The following is a 21,180-nucleotide window of genomic DNA, read 5'->3' as shown; positions in this document are numbered from 1 at the left end:
GATCGTCTTCCCCTACGCCCTCGTCAACTGATCACTTTGAAACACGGTGATGCCACCAGGATAGAGCACATCGCCAGAAGACTCCATGAAGCCACCTGGCGATGCGCATCTTAGAATCGTTAGAAGTTTGACTGGCGAATGTCTCGAAGGGCTTTCTTGCGAGTCTGGCGATCCAGACGATCGATATAAATCATTCCATCGAGATGGTCGCACTCATGCTGGAGGCAGCGCGCCATGAGTTCCTCGCCCTCGACAACGACCTTCTTGCCATCCAGATCAATGCCCTCGACTCGTGCGTACCATGAACGCTCGGTCGGATACCACAGGTCCGGAACGGACAAACATCCTTCGTCGCCGTCCTGATACTCATCTTCGCTCAGTTCAACAATCTTGGGATTGAGCACGTAGCCGATCTCGCCGTCGATGTTGTACGAGAAAGCACGCAAGCCCACACCAATCTGGTTAGCAGCAAGTCCAGCGCGCCCCTCCATGTCTACGCCCTCAAGCAAGTCCTCAACGAGAGCTTTCACGCGATCATCAATGGTGGTAATCGGATCGCACGGAGTGCGCAGGACCGGATCGCCAATGATGCGAATATCTCGAATTGCCACCTCAGCGTTCCTCTCCCATGAGTTGTGCTCGCATCTGAAGCAACGTATCGATCACATCGCCAACAGGTACCTCAACCTTGTCGCCAGAAGCACGCACCCTGATCTCCACGAGTCCATCGGCCAGGCCTCGACCAACAACCAGGGCAAGCGGGATGCCCACGAGTTCGCAGTCTTTGAACTTCACTCCCGCACTGACTTTGCGTCGATCATCAAGCAGGACATCTAAGCCTATTGAATCGAGTTCTTGAGCCAGAGACTGAGCCGTTTCGAAGACCGCGTCATCTTTTCCAGTGGCCAAGACGTGCACATCAAAAGGAGCAACTTGAATCGGCCAAACCAGGCCTTTGTCATCTGAATAGGCTTCGGCGATTGCAGCCATCACACGTGACACACCGATTCCATAGGAGCCCATGGTCACCACTTGAGACTTGCCGTTTTCATCCAAAACAGTCAGTCCAAGGGCCTGCGTATACTTACGTCCGAGGGCGAAAATATGCCCTAATTCGATGCCACGAGCTAATTCAAGAGGGCCTGAACCGTCCGGCGCGGGGTCGCCATCTCGAATTTCAGCAGCTTCGATCGTGCCGTCAGCCTCGAAGTCTCGTCCTTTAACGAGGTGGAGGACGTGGCGCTGAACTTCGTTGGCGCCAGTAACCCATGATGTTCCATCCACAATGCGCGGATCAAGCAAATACCTGACGGATCCGACAGGGTTGCCATCCTCGTCGGTCGTACGCGAAGGCGCATTGGGGCCGATGGCCATTGGACCGATGTATCCGCGCACGAGTTCAGGATGATTCTTGAAATCTTCATCCCCTGCCATCTCAACATCAGCGGGAGCAACAGCTGCCTCAAGACGCTTGAGATCAACATCGCGATCACCTGGCACGCCGACCACCAAAAGTTCTCGCGAACCATCTGGATGAGTCAATGTCACGACAACATTCTTCAACGTGTCCCCTGCGGTCCACGCCCGGCCATCTTCACGTGGGTATTCGCTATTGACCAGGTCGACGAGCGACTCAATCGTCGGGCAATCCGGGGTATCTACAACCTGAGCTGCCGGTTCGTTGGATGCATCGACAGCTTGTGGAACCGGAGTGGTCACAGCCTCAGCGTTGGCGGCGTAGCCGCCTGCGGAACGAACAAAAGTGTCTTCACCAATGGGTGATGGACTGAGGAACTCCTCAGACTGTGAACCGCCCATTGCGCCGGCCATAGCGTTCACTGGAACAACTTCGAGCCCCAGGCGCTTGAAGATCTGCAGGTAGGCGTCCCGATGCCGGGCGTAAGAAGCAGCCAAACCTTCATCGTCGATATCGAAGGAATATGAATCCTTCATGATGAACTGACGGCCTCGGATAATTCCTGCACGAGGTCGGGCTTCGTCACGATACTTGGTTTGGATCTGATACAGGGACAGCGGCAGATCCTTGTAGGACGAAAACATGTCTTTGACCAGGAGGGTAAACATCTCTTCGTGCGTGGGCGCCAGCACGTAGTCGTTACCTTTACGGTCTTGAAGACGGAAAAGCGAGGAACCGAAATCGTCAAAGCGGTGAGTCGCTTTATAGGGATCAGCCGGCTGAAGTTCAGCGAAATGAACCTCGTGGGCGCCAATGCGATTCATCTCCTCGCGGATGATGTTCTCAATCTTGGTCAATGTCGTTAGACCAAGAGGCAGCCACGTGTAGATACCCGGAGCCGTCCGACGTATGAAACCGGCGCGAATCAGCAACTTATGGGATTCGACCTCAGCATCGGCAGGGTCCTCGCGCAGAGTGCGCAGAAAGTATGAAGACAAAGATTTCAGCACGCCTACAAGATTAGTTCACAGTGGCAAGACCGGGCCAACCCTGCCTAGACGCGTCCATCACATCCCCTCAGGCGCAGGCTTCAAATGATGAGAGCGTCGAAACGCCCTAGCTGCCGGGGCGCTGAGTTCGGACTCGATTCTGTGGGGATGGGCCAGGTAGAAACGCTCCGCTCTCCAGCCCGGATAGACCCAGCGAGGTAGCGGACTGATGGTGCAGGCCCAGATGCCGATAAGGCCAATGGAAGCGAAGAGGAAAATAACCACCGATATTTCGACGATGGCTTCACGCCCCTGGATTTCCCGCCTGACAAGTAGCCCCACGATGATCCATAAGACACCGAGAACTGGAATCATCGGCCAGATCATCTGCTGGATGGAGCCTGCAACCGGGGCGCTAGCCACGGGAAATAGTTTCTCAACGGTCATGCGACGCGTCCTAGCAGTCAGTCCAGCCCACAGCCACAACCACATCGCAAGGATCCCGTTTCCTGTCAGGATCAGCATGGCAACACCAGCCCATTGATCCATCAGACATCTCCCTCAGACCCAGTGGCCAGATCCATGTATAGACTTCCTTGTCCTTGGATGCAGTCTAGTTCACCTATCTGGTACTCGAAGGTACCAACCTTTACTGGCAAGCTGCAGCAATATCGCGCAGCATCCTCATAGATGACCACGATTCCAAAGTCAGAGCCGCCCATAAAGAGGCCTTCGATGCACCGGATTCTTCACTCGCATAGCGCTCACGAAGATGAAGGAGCGTCCGGTCCTGGGTGATCGGGAGCAGTGCAATGACACAGGTTCCATAAGCGTCGTCCCCTTCGACATCTGCGGGAGCTGGAGCTCTCATCAGCAAATAGTCGCCCTCTTTCTGATCAATAACCCTCGATCCGTCATCCTCGAAAGCCTCGTCGAGCACCCGCCAAACTATCTGGGCCGGGGCATTGATCTCCACTCCTCGGTCAGCGACGATATCTGCATCGGGAACGAGTAAATCACCAGGCAAAGAAATAGCTGCTTGGGAGGCGGTCAAGCCAATGCGACGGGGAAAACCTGATGCCAATACGCCGCCTACTGCGATGCCAGTACCGAGGACGAACAAAGTCGAACGGCGCATGGATGCTCCTTATCGGTCAGGACGACAACTCTGTATGACTCCGCGGTTACAGAAATTTCGCACATTGTTCGAGCGCGGAGCACTGAGCCATTATGACTGAAAACGCGTCTCGCATCACCTCCAGCCGTCTTGACCTCTAGACTGTTTGTTTGGAAGTACAACTTAATGACATGGAGGGCATGATGGAGCAGCGACTCCTGGGAAATACCGGCATAGAAGTGTCGGTTATTGGTGTAGGAACCTGGCAGCTTGGTCCCGACTGGGGCGATGTCTCATCGCAGGAAGCACACGCCCTATTAGGTGCGTCGATGGACGAGGGTGTGACATTCATCGATACTGCCGACGTTTACGGGGATGGACGTTCAGAATCGCTGGTCGGTTCCTTCGTTAATTCCTACGAAGCAAAGCGCCCCTTCGTTGCCACAAAGATGGGCCGGCGTGCCGCTCAACTTCCCGAGAACTACAACGCGCAGGCTTTCCGCCAGTGGAACGACCGATCGCGGGCAAATCTGGGGGTTAACACTCTCGACCTCGTCCAATTGCACTGCCCTCCGACAGCAACCTTGGAGGACCCTCGTACCTGGGACGAACTACGCAAAATGGTTGACGAAGGCCGGATTAGCCATTTCGGAGCTTCAGTAGAAACCTGCGATCAGGCACTCATCGCAATGGACAACGGGGCCTCGACCATTCAGATCATTCTCAATGTCTTCAGGCGCAAGCCTCTCGAAGAGGTCCTACCCCAAGCTGCCGAGCGAGGCGTCGGCATCATTGTGAGAGTACCGCTGGCGTCAGGACTCCTATCTGGCCGCTACACGCACGAGACGACATTCGCCGAAGGCGACCACCGGACCTACAACCGTGACGGCTCTGCCTTCGACGTCGGTGAAACATTCGCGGGGGTTCCCTTCGATGTGGGCGTCGATGCCGCAGCAGAGTTCACCAGGTTGTGCCAGGAACTCGGACCCGAGGGTGCCTCCCCCGCCCAGGTTGCTCTCAAGTGGGCGACCGAACAAACGGGCGTAACCACGGTCATTCCGGGTGCTCGCAACACCGAGCAAGCCTTGTCGAATGCGGCAGCGGCGGCACTGCCGACTTTGAGCGCAGATCTCAATGGCGCACTCGAAGATCTTTACAACACCAGTATTCGCGCCCACGTACACGGACGCTGGTGAGATCAAGCGCTCATTGCTTCGCTCATTGTTAAGCGAGGCAATGAGCGCTTCTTCATGCCCAAGATCTCAATCTAAGACAGGGAAATAGGATCGAAAAGATCGGCCACGATCAGCAGCACGCTCATTGCCGTCAAAAGTGCGCCAACGGTCCACGTCAAAGGAACGAGGCGTGCGATATCAGCCGGGCCACGATCAGATCTGCCGGTCAGCGCACTGGCTTTTCGTCGCAGCCCCTCCCATATGGCACCAAGAATATGGCCGCCGTCTAGGGGAGGTAACGGAATCAGATTGAAAACGAAGAGCGCCATGTTGAGCGATGCCAATAAAGACAGCAAAAGGGCCACGGTCTGACGAGTGTCAACGAGACCAATAGCTTCGGAGTCGCCGGTGACTTCGCCAGCGAGTCGACCAACACCGACGATTGAAACTACCCCACCCGAATCACGTTCTTGGTCGGTGAATAAAGCAACGCCAACATCCCACACTGCCTGAGGCAATCGGACAACCACCGAAGCAGTACCCGTGAACATGCGCCAATTTGCTTCAAGGACATCGCCGAAAGTCGCTGACACATATTCCCGCCCAGCAGACACTCCAATAATGCTGCGGCCATCTTCGGATTGGGCAGGTGTCAATCGTTTCGGCAGCTCGGTTCCATCGCGTCGAATCACAACTTCGAGTTCTTCATCCGACGAGGCCGCCACCGTCTGCTGAAATTGAGTCCACGAATCAAAACGTTGCCCGTTGACTGACACGATCGTGTCCCCGGCTTTCAATCCTGCCTGATCCGCTGGAGAAGGAACTTCTCCTTCAGCGCTGAGGATTGTGGGAGCAACTTGGGACAGAGTCAGAGTAGGTGTTGCGCTGCCAATTCCAATCATTGTGATTGATGTGAGAAGAATGCAGATCAATAAGTTCATTAAGGGCCCGCAGGCCATGACGATGATTTTGCGAGGAGCCGATAAGTAGTAGAAGGCTCGATGTTCCTGCCCCGCTGGGATTTCCTGGGCTGCGGCGACTCGAGCTTCTTGAGCCAGTGTGGGTTGTCCCTTGCTGTTTGTCAGGCGCGTACCTGGCCGAGCCGGAGGATACATCCCAACAATTTTGACGTATCCACCTAAGAGCACCACGCGCAGAGCGTAGAGAGTCTCGCCGACCTTTTTCTTCAAGAGCGCTGGCCCAAACCCTACGGCATATTCAGGAACGAGGACTCCGAATTTCTTGGCTGGGATCATGTGCCCGACCTCGTGCAACGCAACCGAAGCCATCAGTCCAACGATGATGAAGGCAATCCCCCACAACGAATCCATGGCGTTTCCCGTCAGTCGACGGCCAGAAGGATCTCCACAGCACGTCCCAAGTAGGCGTCAACAGGCCCCTCTGCATAGGCTTTTTTGCCGCGAGCAGCCTTAAAAACGCTATGGCGAACCTCGTCAACAGTGATGTCAGCAGAATCATCAAAGTAGGCAGCCAAGCGGTCGAGCAGATTGTCCACCGCCGATTTTTCATAGCCACGTCCAGACTCGGGTTCAGCGAAACGCTCGCCCCTAGGTCGCTGCAGCCTGGGATACAGGGTCGTTGCACGATCCGCGACTCTTTCGTACCAGGCGGACTCCCCGTTCACCGCGACATGGTCGGCTCGGTCGCGCTGAACGAAAGCTGCTTCCAAACGATTCATTGCAGCATCCACAGACTCGATCCGATAGCCACGCCTCTTGAGAGTAAAAGTTGCCTGGCGCACCTGCTCAGCGCTGAATTGATCAGCTGGAACGCCGCCTTCGTAGGCTCGCCTAGCATCCTCGAAGAAGGCATCAACCGATTCGGGGTTGTAGCCCCTCTTGAAGATGCTCACTGTCGGGAAGGCGTCACTCATCGTGTCTCCTACGTTGTCCTTCTGATCGTATCAGGCCTGAGCCTGTGCAGTTGTATTCTCGCGATTCAGTACTGCCGTGGCCAATTGACCGCAGGCTCCGTCAATATCCGAGCCACGAGTATCACGAATCGTCGTTGCAATCCCATTGTCACGCAATGTCTGCACGAAAGCGTCCTGAGCGCGCCGTGAGGACGCGGTCCAAATTGAGCCAGGCGTCGGATTCAAAGGAATCGGATTGACGTGTGCCCAACCGTGGCCACGTTTATTGAGCTCATCTGCCAAGAGTTTTGCCCTGAATACGTGGTCATTCATGTCTTTAATGAGCGCGTATTCAATAGAAACTCGTCGCCCAGTCGCCACAAAGTAGCTGCGCGCCGCATCAAGGAGCTCACCAACTTTCCAACGCGAATTGATGGGAATGAGATCATCACGCAGATCATCGTCAGGCGCGTGTAAAGAGACCGCCAAAGTGACAGGCAGTCCCTCTTGCGCAAGTTTGTTGATCGCCGGAACTAATCCAACCGTTGAGACGGTGACATTACGAGCCGAAAGTCCAAAACCGTGCGGCGATGGATCAATCAGCCGATGCAATGCCCCGATGACAGCTTTGTAGTTGGCGAGAGGCTCACCCATCCCCATGAAGACGACATTCGACAGGCGAGTGGGACCTCCTTCAAGGAGTCCGTCACGACACGCAGCTTGAGCGATACGTACTTGGTCGATGATCTCGGCGGTAGACAAATTGCGCGTCAGCCCCATCTGGCCTGTCGCACAGAAAGGGCACGCCATCCCGCACCCTGCTTGGGAAGAAATGCACAGGGTAGTGCGCTGGGGATAACGCATGAGAACAGATTCGACACGAGCACAGTCAAAGAGCTGCCACAGATGTTTGATTGTCAGTCCACCGTCTGCTCGCTGGCTGGTGATCTCGGTGACCAGTTCGGGCATGAGCACTTCAGTGACAGTGTCATGCATCGACACTGGCAGATCGCTCATTTGACTCGGATCTGCAGTGAAGTGTTCGAAATAGTGGCGAGACAGTTGATCGGCGCGAAAAGCAGGTAACCCTGCCTCTTGAATAAGCTCTTTGCGCCCCTTGAGATCCAGGTCAGCTAGATGGGAAGGGGCTTTGCCTCGCCGCTTGGCAGTGAAAGACAAAACCGGCTTGGCGTCCGGGGATGTCGCTCCTTCAGGCGCCTGATCCGTGGGGCGTACCTGACGGCGAGGCATTGATGAATACTCGAGGGTCATGACCGCCCATCCAAGGCAAAAGAAGTAATGAGGTACAGCACGGGAGCCGCCATGAGTAGAGCGTCCACTCTATCGAGCACTCCACCGTGTCCTGGCAGAAGTGACGACATGTCTTTGATTCCTGCCTCGCGTTTGATTAAAGACTCGGTGAGATCACCAACGGTTCCAACAGCGGCGCCAACCAGACCCAGAAGCAGCCCCCATGCGGCGTTGCCGCCGAGCAGATGGACTCCTGCAACTCCGATAACGATGCACGCAATAACAGATCCAGCGAAGCCTTCCCACGATTTCTTTGGTGAGAGGCGTGGAGCCATTGGATGTCGTCCAAAAAGGATGCCAGCTGCCCATCCCCCGGTGTCGTTGCCGACAATGAGCAACACAAATAGCGCGAGAATCCAAGGATTTTCGTGTTCTTTGAGCGTCAAAACAAAGAAAGATGCGAGGAAGGGAATGTAGACGGCAGCGAAAATTGACGAGACAACGTCATTGATGCGTGAGCTGGCGGATGGGTCGGCTAATCTCCAAGCGATGCACGCAAAGACCGTTAAAAAGAGGGCGAAAAGCAATGCTTCGGGGCCCAGGACCCAGGAGCATGTCAGGATTCCGATGGTGCCGACATACAGTGCGGGAACGGCAAGGGTTACGCCCATTCGAGCGAAGGCTCCTCCGAGTTCCCAGATTGCGGCTAGGGCTATCAACATGACCACCGCAACGAATGCTGGCCGGTAAAAGAACAGCGGAACCGCCACAATAACAACGAGGACGACGCCCGTTGTGATTGCTGCTGGAAGATTTCGACCGGCTCTTCCGGTGGCGGCCAGGGAATCCCCCTCCCGAGTCGGGCCCGGGCGGAGAATCCCGCCCAGAAGCGTGGAGGGGGATTCAGCAGACATCAGATGGTCAACAGCTCCGATTCCTTAGTGGCAAGCAGGCTATCGACTTTGTCAGTGTGAGCCTTAGTCAATGAGTCGAGGCTCTTTTCTGCGCGATCGACCTCATCCTCGCCGGCTTCGCCGTCCTTCTTTAGACGGTCAAGTGAATCCTTCGCCTTGCGTCGGATGTTACGGATGGATACGCGCGCGTCCTCGGCCTTTGACTTGGCTTGCTTGACGTACTCTTTACGGCGATCTTCGGTCAGGGCGGGTAGAACGACACGAACGACATTGCCGTCATCGGTCGGGTTTACTCCCAAATCAGACTCGCGCAGCGCTTTAAGAATCTCTTGAGTTGCGGTGCGATCAAAGGGAGAAATGAGAACTGTTCGTGCCTCGGGAATCTGGAACGAAGCCAACTGCTGCATGGGCGTGGGTGCACCGTAGTAGTCCACCGGAATCTGCTCGAACATCGCTGATGTTGCTCGTCCGGTACGAATGTTGGCAAATTCGCCCGAAGCGGCTTCAACCGCCTTCTCCATCTTTTCCTCGGCTTCGAGGAGAATATCGTCGATCACTGTAGATCCTTCCATCTATTCAGTCTTCAGTCGTCACAAGCGTACCGATTGTGTCACCCAAGAGTGCGGAGGTGACGTTACCCGGGTCGGACATGCCAAAGATTCGGGTGGTCAGACCGTTATCTCGACACAGAGCTAAAGCCGACCCATCAATGACTTTAAGGTCGCGAGCTAGGGCTTCTGAATAGGTCAGAGCATCAAAGCGCGTGGCATTGGGATTCTTATTCGGGTCATCATCGTAGACGCCATCGACGCCGTTCTTCGCAACAAGAAGCTCATCACAGTGAGTTTCCAATGCGCGTTGCGCCGAGACGGTGTCGGTAGAGAAGTACGGCATGCCGGCACCCGCACCAAAGACGACAACACGGCCCTTCTCCATATGTCGAATGGCACGCAACGGAATATAAGGCTCAGCAACCTGGGTCATCTGGATTGCAGACTGGACGCGGGCTGGTACGCCAGATTGTTCAATGAAGTCTTGCAAAGCCAGAGCATTCATCACGGTTCCGAGCATGCCCATGTAGTCGGCACGTGACCGATCCAAGCCCGATTTGGCCAGCTGGGCTCCACGGAAGAAGTTCCCACCGCCAACAACCACTGCAACCTGTACTCCTTGGTTGACTGCGGCTGCGATCTGTTGGGCGATGTCTCGTACAACGGCTGGGTCCAGGCCCACTGCACCGCCGCCGAAGGCTTCGCCGGATAGTTTGAGCAATACTCGACGAGGTGTCATCTATCTTCTCCTGGTGGGTGAGGAATGCTTCTAATGGATACCGTAATGGCCCCGCCCGGTGGGCGGGGCCATTACAAGAAGACTCAGGCTCCCACGTGCACTCGCACGAACTCGGTCACCTTCGCGCCAGCCTCTTTGAGGACCTGGCTCACGGTCTTGTTGGGGTCACGCGCGAACGCTTGGTCAACAAGGCAGTTGTCCTTAAAGAAAGCGTTGAGGCGGCCTTCAACGATCTTAGGAACCATGTTTTCCGGCTTGCCCTCTTCGAGCGTGATCTTCTCCAGCGTCGCACGTTCCTTGTCCAGGACGTCGGCGGGAACAGAATCACGATCAAGATAGCCGGGCATGTAAGCCGCAACGTGCATAGCGATGTCGTGAGCGACCTCGGCGCCGGCGGCATCGGTGACGACAAACACGCCGACCTGCGGAGGCAGATCCGGGCTTGTCTGATGCAGGTAGAGGTCAACATTTTCACCCTCGACGCGCACAACACGTGAAATCTCGAGCTTTTCGCCGATAACCGCGGCCATGCCGTTGAGCTTGTCCTGAACGGTTTCGCCGTCCATCGCAGCAGCCAGTCCGGTCTCAACATCCTTCGCGTCGGCAGCAACGACAGCAGCCAGTACGGCGTTAGCAAAGTCGATGAACTTCTGGTTCTTCGCAACGAAGTCAGTCTCGGAGTTCACCTCGACCATGTGGCCGACGGTGCCATTGACCTCGGCAACCAGGAGGCCTGCCGAAGCGGAACGGTCTTCGCGCTTGGACAGAGACTTCAGGCCTTTGAGGCGGATGATTTCGAGAGCCTTCTCGGCGTCGCCATCAGCTTCGGTCAGTGCCTTCTTCACGTCCATCATTCCAGCGCCGGTCTGCTCACGCAGAGCCTTGACGTCAGCAGCGGTGAAATTCGCCATTGATGTCTTCCTTTCGGGGAGTTTTCGGATCAGTCCTGGGCGGGGGCCTCAGCGGCAGCCTCTTCTTCAGAGGGCTGCTCGGTGGCTTCCTGCGCTGCAGCGTTATCGCCTTCGAGCAGCTCGCGTTCCCACTCGGCCAGGGGCTCAGAAGCGGGAGCTGCTTCTTCGTCCGAGGACTTGCGCGACTCGGAGCGGGCCAGGAGGCCGTCGGCAACAGCATCGGCGATCACGCGGGTCAGCAGTGCAACGGCGCGAATGGCATCGTCATTGCCGGGGATACGGTAGTCGACCTCGTCCGGATCGGCGTTGGTGTCGAGAATGGCAACGATCGGAATCTTGAGCTTCCGAGCTTCAGAAACAGCGAGATGTTCCTTCTTGGGATCGACGATCCACACAGCGGAGGGAACCTTGGTCATGTCGCGAATGCCGCCAAGAGTGCGGGTGAGCTTGTCCTTCTCACGGCGCATCATCAGCAGTTCCTTCTTGGTGTGACCCGAAGCTGCAACGTCATCGAAGTCGATCTGCTCGAGTTCCTTCATGCGCTGAAGACGCTTGGCAACGGTATTGAAGTTGGTCAGCATGCCACCGAGCCAACGGTGATTGACATAGGGCATTCCAACACGCAGAGCCTGCTCGGCAACAGCTTCCTGAGCCTGCTTCTTGGTGCCGACGAAGAGGATGGAACCACCGTGGGCCACGGTCTGCTTGACAAAGTCATAGGCAATATCGATATCGGCAATGGTCTGCTGGAGATCGATGATGTAGATGCCGTTACGCTCGGTAAGGATGAAGCGCTTCATCTTCGGGTTCCAACGGCGGGTCTGGTGACCAAAGTGAACGCCCGATTCGAGCAATTGACGCATAGTGACGACTGCCATTGCATCGTCCTTTCCCCGCGAATGCGCGGAGTTTCGGGACATTGTGTCCCTTATCCGGTTGGTCGCCCTGCAGCGGAAGTCCCGCTGCGAGCCCTGGTGCCATGACCGGCGCCTCCCGTAGGACCGTGGCACCGTGCCCCGCGCATTGACGAACTTGACGTTCGGTGACGCGGAAATGACACGCGAAGTCATCCGTGCCAGACGGATGCTGGATCAGTCTAAACCACGATGGCGCCTACTCCTGACCTGTCTACTGTGACCCTTATCCCGAGCTCACTTATCCACAAGTGGTATGGCTTGCTTTCCATCCACAGATTGAGGTCATCGTAATGCGCCTGGATACGTCCACACATCAATGTGGACGTATGAAAACAAAGCTTTTACATCGCGCATTACCTATGACCATCGTAAGTCTGTCTGCGTTGGCACTCATGTCGTTAAATCCGACCTCAGCCAACGCCGTGAAACCCGGGGATGGTCCCGTGTGGGAATGGCCTGTAGCCGAAGGACGTCAAGTCACACGTCCTTTCGATCCTCCCGCCCACAACTGGTTGCCCGGACACAGAGGAGTCGACCTTTCTGCCCCCGTAGGATCCTTCGTGTCAGCACCAAAAGACGGCGTCGTACGTTACGCAGGCACCATTGTTGATCGCAATGTCGTGTCGATTGACCACGGTGCCATCACATCAACCTACGAACCGGTCTTGCCGTTGGTAACAGCAGGCGAATCCGTCACCGCTGGGCAGGTTATTGGAATTATCGAGGGCGGGCACTCCCCTGGCCCTCTGCACTGGGGTGCAAAAATAGACTCCGATTCCTATATCAACCCTTTGCGTCTACTCGTGGGACGGGTCCACCTCAAGGAATGGGAGTAAAAGCCAGAACGAAGACATGCTTAGGCTCGTGGATGCGCTTGACGATAGACGGCTGAGAGCCTGCGGGCATCAACGTGGGTGTACCGCTGCGTCGTACGTAAAGAGGAGTGTCCGAGGAGTTCTTGGACAGCACGCAGGTCGGCCCCTCCCTCAAGGAGGTGGGTTGCAGCTGTGTGTCGCAGAGCATGGGGAGCAACATCACGCACCCCCGCTCGGGTGGACATGCGATGGATCATCGACCGAACGATTCGTTGATTAATGCGTCCCCCGCGCTGCCCCAGAAACAGGGCCGTGGTCTGCGGATGCGATACCAACTGCGGACGAGCTGATTCCACCCATTGGTCCAGGGCGAGAGCAGCCATATCGCCGTAGGGGACGACCCTGTCTTTATTACCCTTGCCTCGTACTCTGACAGTGGCTGACGTTGAATCGAGGGAAGCGACATCCAATGCGCACAACTCGGCCACACGGATGCCGGTGGCATAAATGAGCTCCAAGATTGCCCAGTCGCGCACAGCCACGGGGTCTTTGTCAGAACTCAAGCTACGGGCATATTCCATTAAGGTCGATGCGTCGTCTTGGTCGAGAACCTGAGGTAGGCGCTGATCAGCTCGCGCTGATGACAGGGCCAAAGACGGATCTGAGTCGAGAACGTCGTGCTCGCGAGCCCAACCACAAAAGCTGCGTAGCGAAGAGATTCGTCTCGCAGTCGAAGAACGAGATGCTCCATTGTGGCTGTGGGATGCCAACCATGCCCGAAGTGTCCTGGTGCGAATCGACGAACGTAGTAGGTCCTCATTGGCATCCGGAGCCAGCCCTAGAAATTCGTACAGTCCTTCAATGTCTGCGCTGTATGCGCGAATGGTGTTTTCGGAAAGGCCCCGTGAGTGTCTGAGGAATTCCAACCAGCGCGTGGCAGGAGGAGTTCTCGTCATGCCCACCATGCTAGCGACGTCGACGCCATCCCGCGGTGCTTGATTCAACCATGCTTCTAAGTTCAAGCTCGGCCAGCGCCGTCAAGACCTCTCGATGTCCCATTCCAGCCGCTCGGCAAATGTTCTTCAGTCCAGAGGCCGAACGGGCTGGGAGAGCCTCCCAAACTCTGCGCAGATTGGGGGGAAGAGAATCGCTTCCTCGATCAGGCCCCACGGGAGCTCCAAAGAGTACGCCTTGGTCATTGACCGCAATTGGATCGCACATTTCAATCAGGTCCTCGCTTCCACGGATCAGGGTCGCTCCGTTGCGCACCAATTCATGGCACCCTTCAGATGCCGGCGAGGTCAGAGGGCCGGGCATGGCGCCGACAGGTCTGCCTAGCTCAAGCGCTCGCCGAGCTGTTGCTAGCGCTCCAGACCTCATTCCTGCTTCGACAACCAAGGTTCCCACGCCCCATGCCGCAATCAATCGGTTACGTCCCAGGAATCGCCATTTGGCTGGCCGCCAGCTCGGAGGAACCTCCGACACGAGAGCCCCACCCAGCGCCAGAATATGCTCAAAATGTTCAATGTGGGCTTGAGGGTAACGATTCAGGAGCCCGCCAGCCATGATGGCAATCGTGGGAGCCTGGGCCGCAAGCGCACCTTGATGCGCGGCGATGTCAATGCCGAAAGCTCCCCCCGATACCACCGTCCATCCCTTTTCTGAGACCTCGCAAGCCGTATCTTGTGCGTGCCGGTATCCCGATTGGGTGGCTGCCCGAGCTCCAACTATTGACACGGGACGGTGTGCGTGTAGAGGTCCTTGAACCCACAACCCTGTCGGAGCGTGGATCTCTAAATCATCCAGGGCCGCGGGCCAGTCTTCATCGCTCGCAATAATGAAGCGGATGCCGCACTCATGTGCCCGCTCTAGTTCGACCTGGGGCTGCCAAATGTCTGCCCTGGGCTTCCATCTAGCCCATACCTCCTGCCAACGCACCTGAGCCTCGTTCAATGGCTGAGGTACAGGTCCGGGCTGGTCAGCTAAAACCCAGCGCTTTGCTTCTTGATCTCCCATAGCCATTCTCAGCGCGCAGGCACTGACATCATCAGGTTCGGTCACCCCGTTCCACCACAGTGCGTTGAGGCGGTGTGTATTGTCATCGGTCGCCATTGGGATCTCCTGTTCGCAACGCCAGGGCTCGCGCCAAATCAGTGCTATCGGGCGCAGAGCGCTCTTCTAAGTCAGCCAAGGTCCACATGAGTCGTAGGACTCGATCTGCTCCTCGCATTGACAAAATGCCGTCATCGACGGCTCGGTCTAGGCGGTCGCACACCTGCTCGTCAATGCCTGAGACTTCTCGTATCCAGGTTCCTGGCAGCTGCGCATTAAGAGTCCAGGGAGTGTCCTTTAGCCGATGAGAGGCACGCTCACGCGCAGCCTCGACTCTGGAACGCACCTGACTGGACTTGGGTGCTGGCCCTTCAGCCAGATCAACTCGCGTCGGAGCCCTCATAGGGACCGTGATGTCGATTCGGTCCAGGAGAGGGCCGGATAGTCGTGACATGTACCTGCGCCGAACTACCGATGAGCAGGTGCAGGGTTTACCGCGCCTTGAACCTCCACACGGGCAAGGATTCGATGCTAGGACCAGCTGAAAGCGTGCAGGAAAGCGGGCATGGCCCTTCGCCCGGTGGATGGTGATGCTCCCCTCTTCAAGAGGTTGACGCAGCGCATCAAGCACGGAGGGAGCAAACTCTGCCGCCTCATCCAATACGAGCACTCCACCATGGGCCAAAGAGACTGCTCCTGGAACAATGCCAGAGGCGCCACCTCCAATGAGGGCTGCCATCGTTGCTGAGTGATGCGGGGATTGAAGAGGCGCATTCCTCATTAATTGAACCTGAGGTCGTCTTCCCACCAGAGAGTGAACGCACGTCGTCTCCAGTGCCGTCTGGTCGTCCAGATCCGGCAGAATTGTCACGAGTCGCGATGCGAGCATTGTTTTGCCGGCTCCTGGTTCGCCAATAAGGAACATGTGGTGTCCACCTGCTGCGGCGACCTCCAGTGCTTCAATAGCCCTACCTTGTCCGCGAATATCAGATAGGTCAAGATCACTTATTGGGGCCAAATCGCCTTCGTCAATCGTTGTGGCGCGCGAGCCCGATGCCGTGGGCCGCAAGCTAGTTCCACCAGCCCATGTGACAACGTCCGCGAGGTGGGCAAATCCTTGCACCTCAAGCCCTGGGACAAGTTGGGCTTCGGCCATGCACTCAGCTGGAACGATGGCTCTGTGAATCCCCAATTTTGCTGCCCCCACCAGGGCAGGTAGTAATCCTTTAATTGCGCGCAGCGACCCATCCAATCCCAATTCGCCAATGATGACCGCCTCTTGGAACGCAGATGCTGGGACTTTGCCTGCTGCAATGAGCACTGACGCAGCAATTGCCAGATCAAATCCAGATCCCGATTTGGGTAGTCCCGCGGGAGACAGGTTCACAGTGATCTTGGAGTCGAAGGCTTCTAGACCGCACGATTGGATCGCAGATTTAACGCGATCTTTGGCTTCACGCAGTGAGGCATCTGGAAGACCAACCAGTGTGAATCCAACCAGTCCACGCCCCACGTGCGTTTCGACCTGGACGAGGTGCCCATCGAGTCCAATGAGAGCCACCGAGATTGTTGTTGCTAGAGATCCTACGGCGCTCATGCGATGGCCTCGATCCAATCAATCTGGGGGTGATAGACCCGCAGGTCAGTAGCTGCAGTCACGCTAGCAATACCAGGTCTGATGGTTTGCGGATCCAGTACGAGGGCAATCACGTCCACTCGCAAGCCGCATCGGATGTGGTGTTGGTGGGCCCAAGATGCGGCCAGGCGCCGCAATTGTGAAAGTTTACGCTGGTCGATGGACTCCAAGGCTGTACCGCACCTGGTCCCGATTCGTGTCCTGACTTCGATGACGATAATCCGAGCATCGTCTGTGGCAATAATGTCGAGTTCGCCTTTCCTTCCGTCACGCCAATTGCGCTCAATGACGGTAAGACCGGCATCTTGGACGATCCGGCATGCTGTTGCCTCACCTGCTTGACCGAGAACTCGTCTGCCATTGATATTCACCGAAATCACCTCCGCTTTCAGTTTTGCCTGACTGAAGACGTGGGTGAAAGTACGCAACCCGCGTCTGTGGATAGACGCGGGTTGGTAAAGCCTGTGGATAAGGAACCTTAGGGTATGTCGAGCTCCGGTTTCGACAGTTCCTCAACGTTGACGTCTTTATAGGTGATGACTCGCACCGAGCGCACGAATCTCGACGAACGATAAATATCCCAGACCCAGGCATCATTTAACGTCAGTTCAAAGAACACGTCAGAGCCAACTGGACGTGCCTGCACGTCAACGTGATTACACAAATAGAAACGCCGTTCAGTCTCCACGACGTATTTAAACAATCCGATCACATCGCGGTACTCGCGGAAAAGCTCAAGCTCGAGATTGTTCTCGTAGCCTTCGATGTCCTGACTCATTGGATCATCATCCCCCATGACTATTCGTCCAGCGCCCGTGGCACGCCAATACGAAGCGGCAGGTTCCAACTGCGACGATGTTGGTCGCAAGCCCCAAGCTTTTCAAGCCCCGCAATATGCGCGGGGGCCGAATATCCCTTGTTCTTCGCCCAACCGTAGCCAGGATCTTCGAGCCGAGCCATAAGTCCATCACGGTGCTCCTTAGCGAGGACCGAGGCCGCTGAAACGACGGCACAGTCGAGATCAGCCTTGACACGGGTGACCACCTCAATCCTGGGAATCTGCGGCAACCGCGGCCCTTCTTCTACGGCGCTCATCAGATCTTCAGGAGTGCTCAACCAATCGTGTGAGCCGTCGAGCAAAACAATTCCAGGCATGTGTCCCCTGGAGATCACCTGCTCCAATGCCCTCATCCCAGCCAAGCGCAGCCCCACAATAATTCCCCAACGATCAATCTCGGCCGGCGAAGCCAAACCGACGGCACTATCAATCGCCCATTCGCTCGCCAAGGGAACCATAGCGGCCCGTCTGTGAGCCGTCATCGACTTCGAATCCGTCAATCCTGCAGGTACTGGCCTGTCAGCAGCATCGACTAGCGCGACTCCGACAGCGACTGGGCCAGCGAGTGCACCACGACCGACCTCGTCCATTCCCGCCACGATGCCGTGGGTGGCAGCAAGGGCCAGTTCCACTTCACGCCCGGCAGTTTTCATGACTTGCCACTAACGGCGGAAAATGCGTGGCGATGCTCAATTTCGGAACTCCACCGCGACTGCGGCCAGATCACCGCCCAAACCTTTCCAACAACGGCAGACTGGGCCACGAAAGGAGTCTCACCCTCCCCCATGTGATAACGCGAATCGGCTGAATTGGCGCGATTGTCTCCCATTACCCACAGCGAGCCCTGAGGAATTTCCACATCAAAAGCAACTACCGAAGCGGTCTGTCCATTTGCCAAGTACGCAGATTCATCAATCGCAACACCGTTCACGGTAATCGGACTGCCTGAACCCTCACAAGCAACGTGGTCCCCCCCTACGCCGATCACCCTTTTAACAAGTGTCTGCTCACCGTCATCGGGTAGAAAGCCGACAAATTGTCCGATTTCTTTGAGCCAATTTGACCCGCCTGATGAGTTGATAGAAGACAACCAACCCAACTCATCGCGGAAGACGACAACGTCTCCTCGTTCAATGTCACCGGTGAAAGCTGATATTCGCGAAACTGCGATGCGATCGTCCTCGACCAGGGTTTCTCGCATTGATGGTGACGGGATCCAAAACACTTGGACGATGAAGGCTCTGAGCAAAGACGAGATCACCAGAGCAACGACCAGGATCAAACCAATTTCTTTAACCCACATCCAAGGGTTGGCTCGTTGGACGGCGTACTGTCGGCGTTGGTCTTTCAGGGACGGTAGATGAGCTGGACCCTGGTCGATCGTATCCTCAAGGTTTCGATCCGACGGCTCTTGGCTCATACTGTTCTCCCGACATTGACACTATAAGAAATGTTAGGCCCGGCACCACAGGGATGCCGGGCCCGACACGGTCATGCTCGCAGGATCACTCCGCGCTTCCCGAACGGTGTTCCTTAATCTTCGCGGCCTTGCCGTGACGATCGCGCAGGTAGTAGAGCTTCGCGCGGCGCACATCACCCTTGGTCACGACCTCAACTCGGTCGATCGTGGGAGCGTGAACCGGGAAGGTGCGCTCAACACCCACACCGAAGGACACCTTGCGAACAGTGAACGTGGAAGACACGCCATGTCCGCGGCGGGCGATCACAACGCCCTGGAAAACCTGGATACGGGAACGGCTGCCTTCAATAACCTTGACGTGCACCTTAACGGTGTCACCGGCACGGAACGAGGGAATGTCCTCGCGAAGGGCTGCCGCGTCGACTGCGTCCAGCTTCTGCATTGTTACTCCTTGACGCCTCTGCCGCAGGTCAGTTACGTCTGATTCGGCAGGACAAGCCTGCGTGATCTATTCGCTTGGATGACGGTGATGGCCCCCTGCGGCAGGTTGCATCTCATCCAAACGGCTCTTCAGTGTCGCACATTCACGGTTTGAGGTCACCGCCGAATGAGTCTTGAACTCATTGTCTCGGGGTGATCTTGCGCACGAGGATCACATCACGATTGGGGACACCACCAACATTGAAAACCCTGCGCCCAACGCGCATAAAGCCGTGCTTGCGGTAGAACTTTTGAGCACGCTTATTGGCTTCATTGGTCCCCAGGAGAACCTGGCTATTTCGACCTCGTATTTCAATGTCCTCGATCGCGGCTTCGAGTAGTGCTCCAGCGATCCCGCTGCCCTGCCAGGCGCTATCGACGTAGCACTTGGAAAGATACGCGGCATCTGCTCCTACTCGGCCGGACTCGACCATGTCTGCAGGGATACCATCTCCGCCACTGAGCAGGGTCAGCGTGTAGCCCACCAGTTGTCCACCCGCCTGGGCCACCGAGATTCGGTATTCGTCAGGGTCTGCAAGCATGCGCTCGAAGGCTTGCACGCTGAGTTGTTCAGTCATGAAAGCATCGATCGCTTCTTGGCTGAGATGTTCTGGGCAAGCCATGGGGAATGTTGCGCGGGCCAATGCACTCAACGCTTGAGCTTGCTGGGGATGTGCGGGTTCGATTGCCAAGGCAACTGCCCGCTGGCCGGCTTGAGCCGCATATCCTCGAGATGCTAAATACTGTCGGGCCTGGGCATTGAGGTGGTCGGTGGTCATGGCAAGAATGAGATCGGGGCGCCGAGAGACTGTGCGTTCCAGGGATTGCTCCAGGCGCCATGATCGGATGGCTTCATGGTCGCCGCTGAGCAGAACATCAGGAACGTCAAAACCTCGCCACGAACGGGGCTTAGTGTATGCGGGATATTCAAGCAGCCCGTCAGAATAGGACTCTTCGACGATTGAGTCTGGGTTGCCCATGAAGCCATCGAGAAGTCGAACGACCGCCTCAACCAAAACCAGTGCGGCCGCTTCACCGCCGTTAAGAACATAGTCGCCGATGGAATATTCGAGGACGTCGCAGCCCTCGCTGTGATAGTAGTCGGCCACCCTTTGGTCGGGACCTTCGTATCGTCCACATGCCACGATCAGCTGATCTGCGCTAGCCAAGTCAAGTGCAATTTCTTGTGTCAAAGGCCGCCCAGATGGAGTGGGGATGGCCAATACACGCCGTGGAGGAGCATCGCTGACAAGTGGGGTTGCCAGGATCTCGTCAAGAGCTTGCCCCCACACATCCGGCTTCATCACCATCCCAGCCCCTCCGCCATACGGCGTGTCATCGACACTACGGTGACGGTCGCTGGTCCAGTTGCGCAGATCGTGGACGTTAACATCGACGAGTCCGTGGTCGCTGGCTTTACCCATCAAGGACAGCTCGAGGGGGGCGAAATAGTCCGGAAAGATCGTGACGAGGTCGATACGCATTATTCGTGTGACTTTCCGTCTGCGATGACTGCCTGATCATCGAAAAGACCTGGCGGTGGGTCGATTGTCATAGTTGCAGTTTCAACATTGACTTCGGGAACGATTTGGTGGACGAAAGGCACCATGACCTTACCGTTGTCAGTGCGCACGAGAATCAGGTCTTGGGCGGCGCCTGGCTGTAGGCCGACAACAGTGCCCAATTCTGATCCCGAAGGGGTGCGCGCGGACATGCCTTTGAGCTGGTGGGGATACCATGCGTCAGCTTCGTCGTGAGCGTCAACGACGAGGACGGCTCCGCGTAGTTCTTCGGCTTCTTCTCGAGATTGAATCTCAGCGAAAAAAGCCAGTACTCGATCTTTATGTTGGCGAGTGGCTTCCACCGTGAAGGTGCGGCAGCTTCCGTCATCAAGTTCGAGGATGGAGCCTGGCGAAATGACCTGGGGGTCATCGGAACGCACATCCAGAATAACTTCGCCTCGTAACCCGTGGGCTGGACCAATACGTGCGGCAACCATCTTCATGGCAGTGGCCTTTCTTGTTCTTGTGAAGGTCGTGGGCGTCAGATGCGCAAGGAGGGATCCGGACAACCGGATCCCTCCTT

At 56.4% G+C, this 21,180-nt stretch carries 24 protein-coding genes; 2 read left to right on the top strand and 22 right to left on the bottom strand.

The annotated features are described in order from the left end of the window. Positions 1 to 119: 119 nt before the first annotated feature. The 4 genes from def to G439_RS0106740 form a co-directional block, all read right to left on the bottom strand. Positions 120 to 611: a peptide deformylase gene (gene def / locus G439_RS0106755; protein WP_022868429.1), complete on the bottom strand. Its 492-nt coding sequence runs from the start codon at positions 609 to 611 to the stop codon at positions 120 to 122. Between the two features lies 1 nt (position 612). Continuing rightward, entirely contained in the window at positions 613 to 2,427 is a 1,815-nt protein-coding gene (locus tag G439_RS0106750) for a proline--tRNA ligase (protein ID WP_022868428.1), read from the bottom strand. Positions 2,428 to 2,484: 57 nt separating this feature from the next. Continuing rightward, positions 2,485 to 2,955 (bottom strand): hypothetical protein, encoded by a 471-nt coding sequence (locus G439_RS11440; protein WP_022868427.1) that lies wholly within the window; start codon positions 2,953 to 2,955, stop codon positions 2,485 to 2,487. Positions 2,956 to 3,055: 100 nt separating this feature from the next. Beyond that, the gene (locus G439_RS0106740) at positions 3,056 to 3,544 is read right to left on the bottom strand and encodes a hypothetical protein (protein WP_022868426.1); all 489 of its coding nucleotides are present in this window, start codon (positions 3,542 to 3,544) and stop codon (positions 3,056 to 3,058) included. A 149-nt stretch (positions 3,545 to 3,693) separates the two neighbouring features. Here G439_RS0106740 and G439_RS0106735 point away from each other — a divergent pair, with 149 nt between their 5' ends. Beyond that, the gene (locus G439_RS0106735) at positions 3,694 to 4,719 is read left to right on the top strand and encodes an aldo/keto reductase (RefSeq protein ID WP_243442557.1); all 1,026 of its coding nucleotides are present in this window, start codon (positions 3,694 to 3,696) and stop codon (positions 4,717 to 4,719) included. Between the two features lie 71 nt (positions 4,720 to 4,790). Here the strand turns inward: G439_RS0106735 and G439_RS0106730 are convergent, their stop codons facing one another. From G439_RS0106730 to rpsB, 8 genes are all read right to left on the bottom strand, one after another. Further along, positions 4,791 to 6,029 (bottom strand): M50 family metallopeptidase, encoded by a 1,239-nt coding sequence (locus G439_RS0106730; RefSeq protein WP_022868424.1) that lies wholly within the window; start codon positions 6,027 to 6,029, stop codon positions 4,791 to 4,793. A gap of 11 nt (positions 6,030 to 6,040) precedes the next feature. Further along, entirely contained in the window at positions 6,041 to 6,592 is a 552-nt protein-coding gene (locus tag G439_RS0106725; RefSeq protein WP_022868423.1) for a DivIVA domain-containing protein, read from the bottom strand. 30 nt (positions 6,593 to 6,622) lie between these two features. Then, entirely contained in the window at positions 6,623 to 7,843 is a 1,221-nt protein-coding gene (gene rlmN, locus G439_RS11435) for a dual-specificity RNA methyltransferase RlmN (protein WP_022868422.1), read from the bottom strand. Further along, positions 7,840 to 8,736: a phosphatidate cytidylyltransferase gene (locus G439_RS0106715; RefSeq protein ID WP_022868421.1), complete on the bottom strand. Its 897-nt coding sequence runs from the start codon at positions 8,734 to 8,736 to the stop codon at positions 7,840 to 7,842. The genes rlmN and G439_RS0106715 overlap by 4 nt, the downstream gene beginning before the upstream one ends. Then, a complete protein-coding gene (frr, locus tag G439_RS0106710) occupies positions 8,736 to 9,293 on the bottom strand; it encodes a ribosome recycling factor (protein ID WP_022868420.1) in 558 nt (185 codons plus the stop codon). The genes G439_RS0106715 and frr overlap by 1 nt, the downstream gene beginning before the upstream one ends. A 19-nt stretch (positions 9,294 to 9,312) precedes the next feature. Next, positions 9,313 to 10,026 (bottom strand): UMP kinase, encoded by a 714-nt coding sequence (gene pyrH / locus G439_RS0106705; protein WP_022868419.1) that lies wholly within the window; start codon positions 10,024 to 10,026, stop codon positions 9,313 to 9,315. Between the two features lie 83 nt (positions 10,027 to 10,109). Continuing rightward, positions 10,110 to 10,937 (bottom strand): translation elongation factor Ts, encoded by an 828-nt coding sequence (gene tsf / locus G439_RS0106700; protein WP_022868418.1) that lies wholly within the window; start codon positions 10,935 to 10,937, stop codon positions 10,110 to 10,112. 29 nt (positions 10,938 to 10,966) lie between these two features. Further along, on the bottom strand, positions 10,967 to 11,815 hold the full coding sequence (gene rpsB / locus G439_RS0106695; RefSeq protein ID WP_022868417.1) for a 30S ribosomal protein S2: 849 nt from the start codon (positions 11,813 to 11,815) through the stop codon (positions 10,967 to 10,969). Positions 11,816 to 12,180: 365 nt separating this feature from the next. Here rpsB and G439_RS0106690 point away from each other — a divergent pair, with 365 nt between their 5' ends. Beyond that, positions 12,181 to 12,690, top strand: a complete 510-nt coding sequence (locus G439_RS0106690; protein WP_165544528.1) for a M23 family metallopeptidase — start codon at positions 12,181 to 12,183, stop codon at positions 12,688 to 12,690. Between the two features lie 20 nt (positions 12,691 to 12,710). On the opposite strand, the gene G439_RS0106685 is transcribed toward G439_RS0106690, so the two are convergent. The 10 genes from G439_RS0106685 to rimM form a co-directional block, all read right to left on the bottom strand. After that, positions 12,711 to 13,625 (bottom strand): tyrosine recombinase XerC, encoded by a 915-nt coding sequence (locus G439_RS0106685; RefSeq protein ID WP_026459482.1) that lies wholly within the window; start codon positions 13,623 to 13,625, stop codon positions 12,711 to 12,713. Positions 13,626 to 13,635: 10 nt separating this feature from the next. After that, positions 13,636 to 14,781: a DNA-processing protein DprA gene (gene dprA, locus G439_RS0106680; RefSeq protein WP_022868414.1), complete on the bottom strand. Its 1,146-nt coding sequence runs from the start codon at positions 14,779 to 14,781 to the stop codon at positions 13,636 to 13,638. Beyond that, positions 14,768 to 16,318 carry a YifB family Mg chelatase-like AAA ATPase gene (locus G439_RS0106675; RefSeq protein WP_022868413.1) on the bottom strand — a complete coding sequence of 517 codons (1,551 nt, stop codon included), beginning with the start codon at positions 16,316 to 16,318 and terminating at the stop codon, positions 14,768 to 14,770. Before G439_RS0106675 ends, dprA begins: the two co-directional genes overlap by 14 nt. Next, positions 16,315 to 16,728, bottom strand: a complete 414-nt coding sequence (locus tag G439_RS0106670) for a YraN family protein (protein WP_243442556.1) — start codon at positions 16,726 to 16,728, stop codon at positions 16,315 to 16,317. Before G439_RS0106670 ends, G439_RS0106675 begins: the two co-directional genes overlap by 4 nt. Positions 16,729 to 16,835: 107 nt before the next feature. Next, complete coding sequence (locus tag G439_RS0106665) at positions 16,836 to 17,135, bottom strand: DUF2469 domain-containing protein (protein ID WP_026459480.1); 300 nt, start codon at positions 17,133 to 17,135, stop codon at positions 16,836 to 16,838. A gap of 20 nt (positions 17,136 to 17,155) precedes the next feature. After that, positions 17,156 to 17,848 carry a ribonuclease HII gene (locus G439_RS0106660; RefSeq protein ID WP_022868410.1) on the bottom strand — a complete coding sequence of 231 codons (693 nt, stop codon included), beginning with the start codon at positions 17,846 to 17,848 and terminating at the stop codon, positions 17,156 to 17,158. Then, complete coding sequence (lepB, locus tag G439_RS0106655; protein ID WP_022868409.1) at positions 17,845 to 18,615, bottom strand: signal peptidase I; 771 nt, start codon at positions 18,613 to 18,615, stop codon at positions 17,845 to 17,847. Before lepB ends, G439_RS0106660 begins: the two co-directional genes overlap by 4 nt. A gap of 85 nt (positions 18,616 to 18,700) precedes the next feature. Beyond that, the gene (rplS, locus tag G439_RS0106650; RefSeq protein ID WP_022868408.1) at positions 18,701 to 19,057 is read right to left on the bottom strand and encodes a 50S ribosomal protein L19; all 357 of its coding nucleotides are present in this window, start codon (positions 19,055 to 19,057) and stop codon (positions 18,701 to 18,703) included. 178 nt (positions 19,058 to 19,235) lie between these two features. Beyond that, positions 19,236 to 20,579, bottom strand: a complete 1,344-nt coding sequence (trmD, locus tag G439_RS0106645) for a tRNA (guanosine(37)-N1)-methyltransferase TrmD (protein ID WP_022868407.1) — start codon at positions 20,577 to 20,579, stop codon at positions 19,236 to 19,238. Continuing rightward, positions 20,579 to 21,100, bottom strand: coding sequence for a ribosome maturation factor RimM (gene rimM, locus G439_RS0106640; RefSeq protein ID WP_022868406.1), 522 nt, complete (start codon positions 21,098 to 21,100; stop codon positions 20,579 to 20,581). The genes trmD and rimM overlap by 1 nt, the downstream gene beginning before the upstream one ends. Between the last annotated feature and the right edge of the window lie 80 nt (positions 21,101 to 21,180).

This window comes from Schaalia vaccimaxillae DSM 15804 (assembly GCF_000420425.1).
GTDB classification, from domain to species: domain Bacteria; phylum Actinomycetota; class Actinomycetes; order Actinomycetales; family Actinomycetaceae; genus Pauljensenia; species Pauljensenia vaccimaxillae.
Note: the sequence above shows the minus strand (reverse complement) of the source record. Positions and strands in the feature narration are given on the sequence as shown.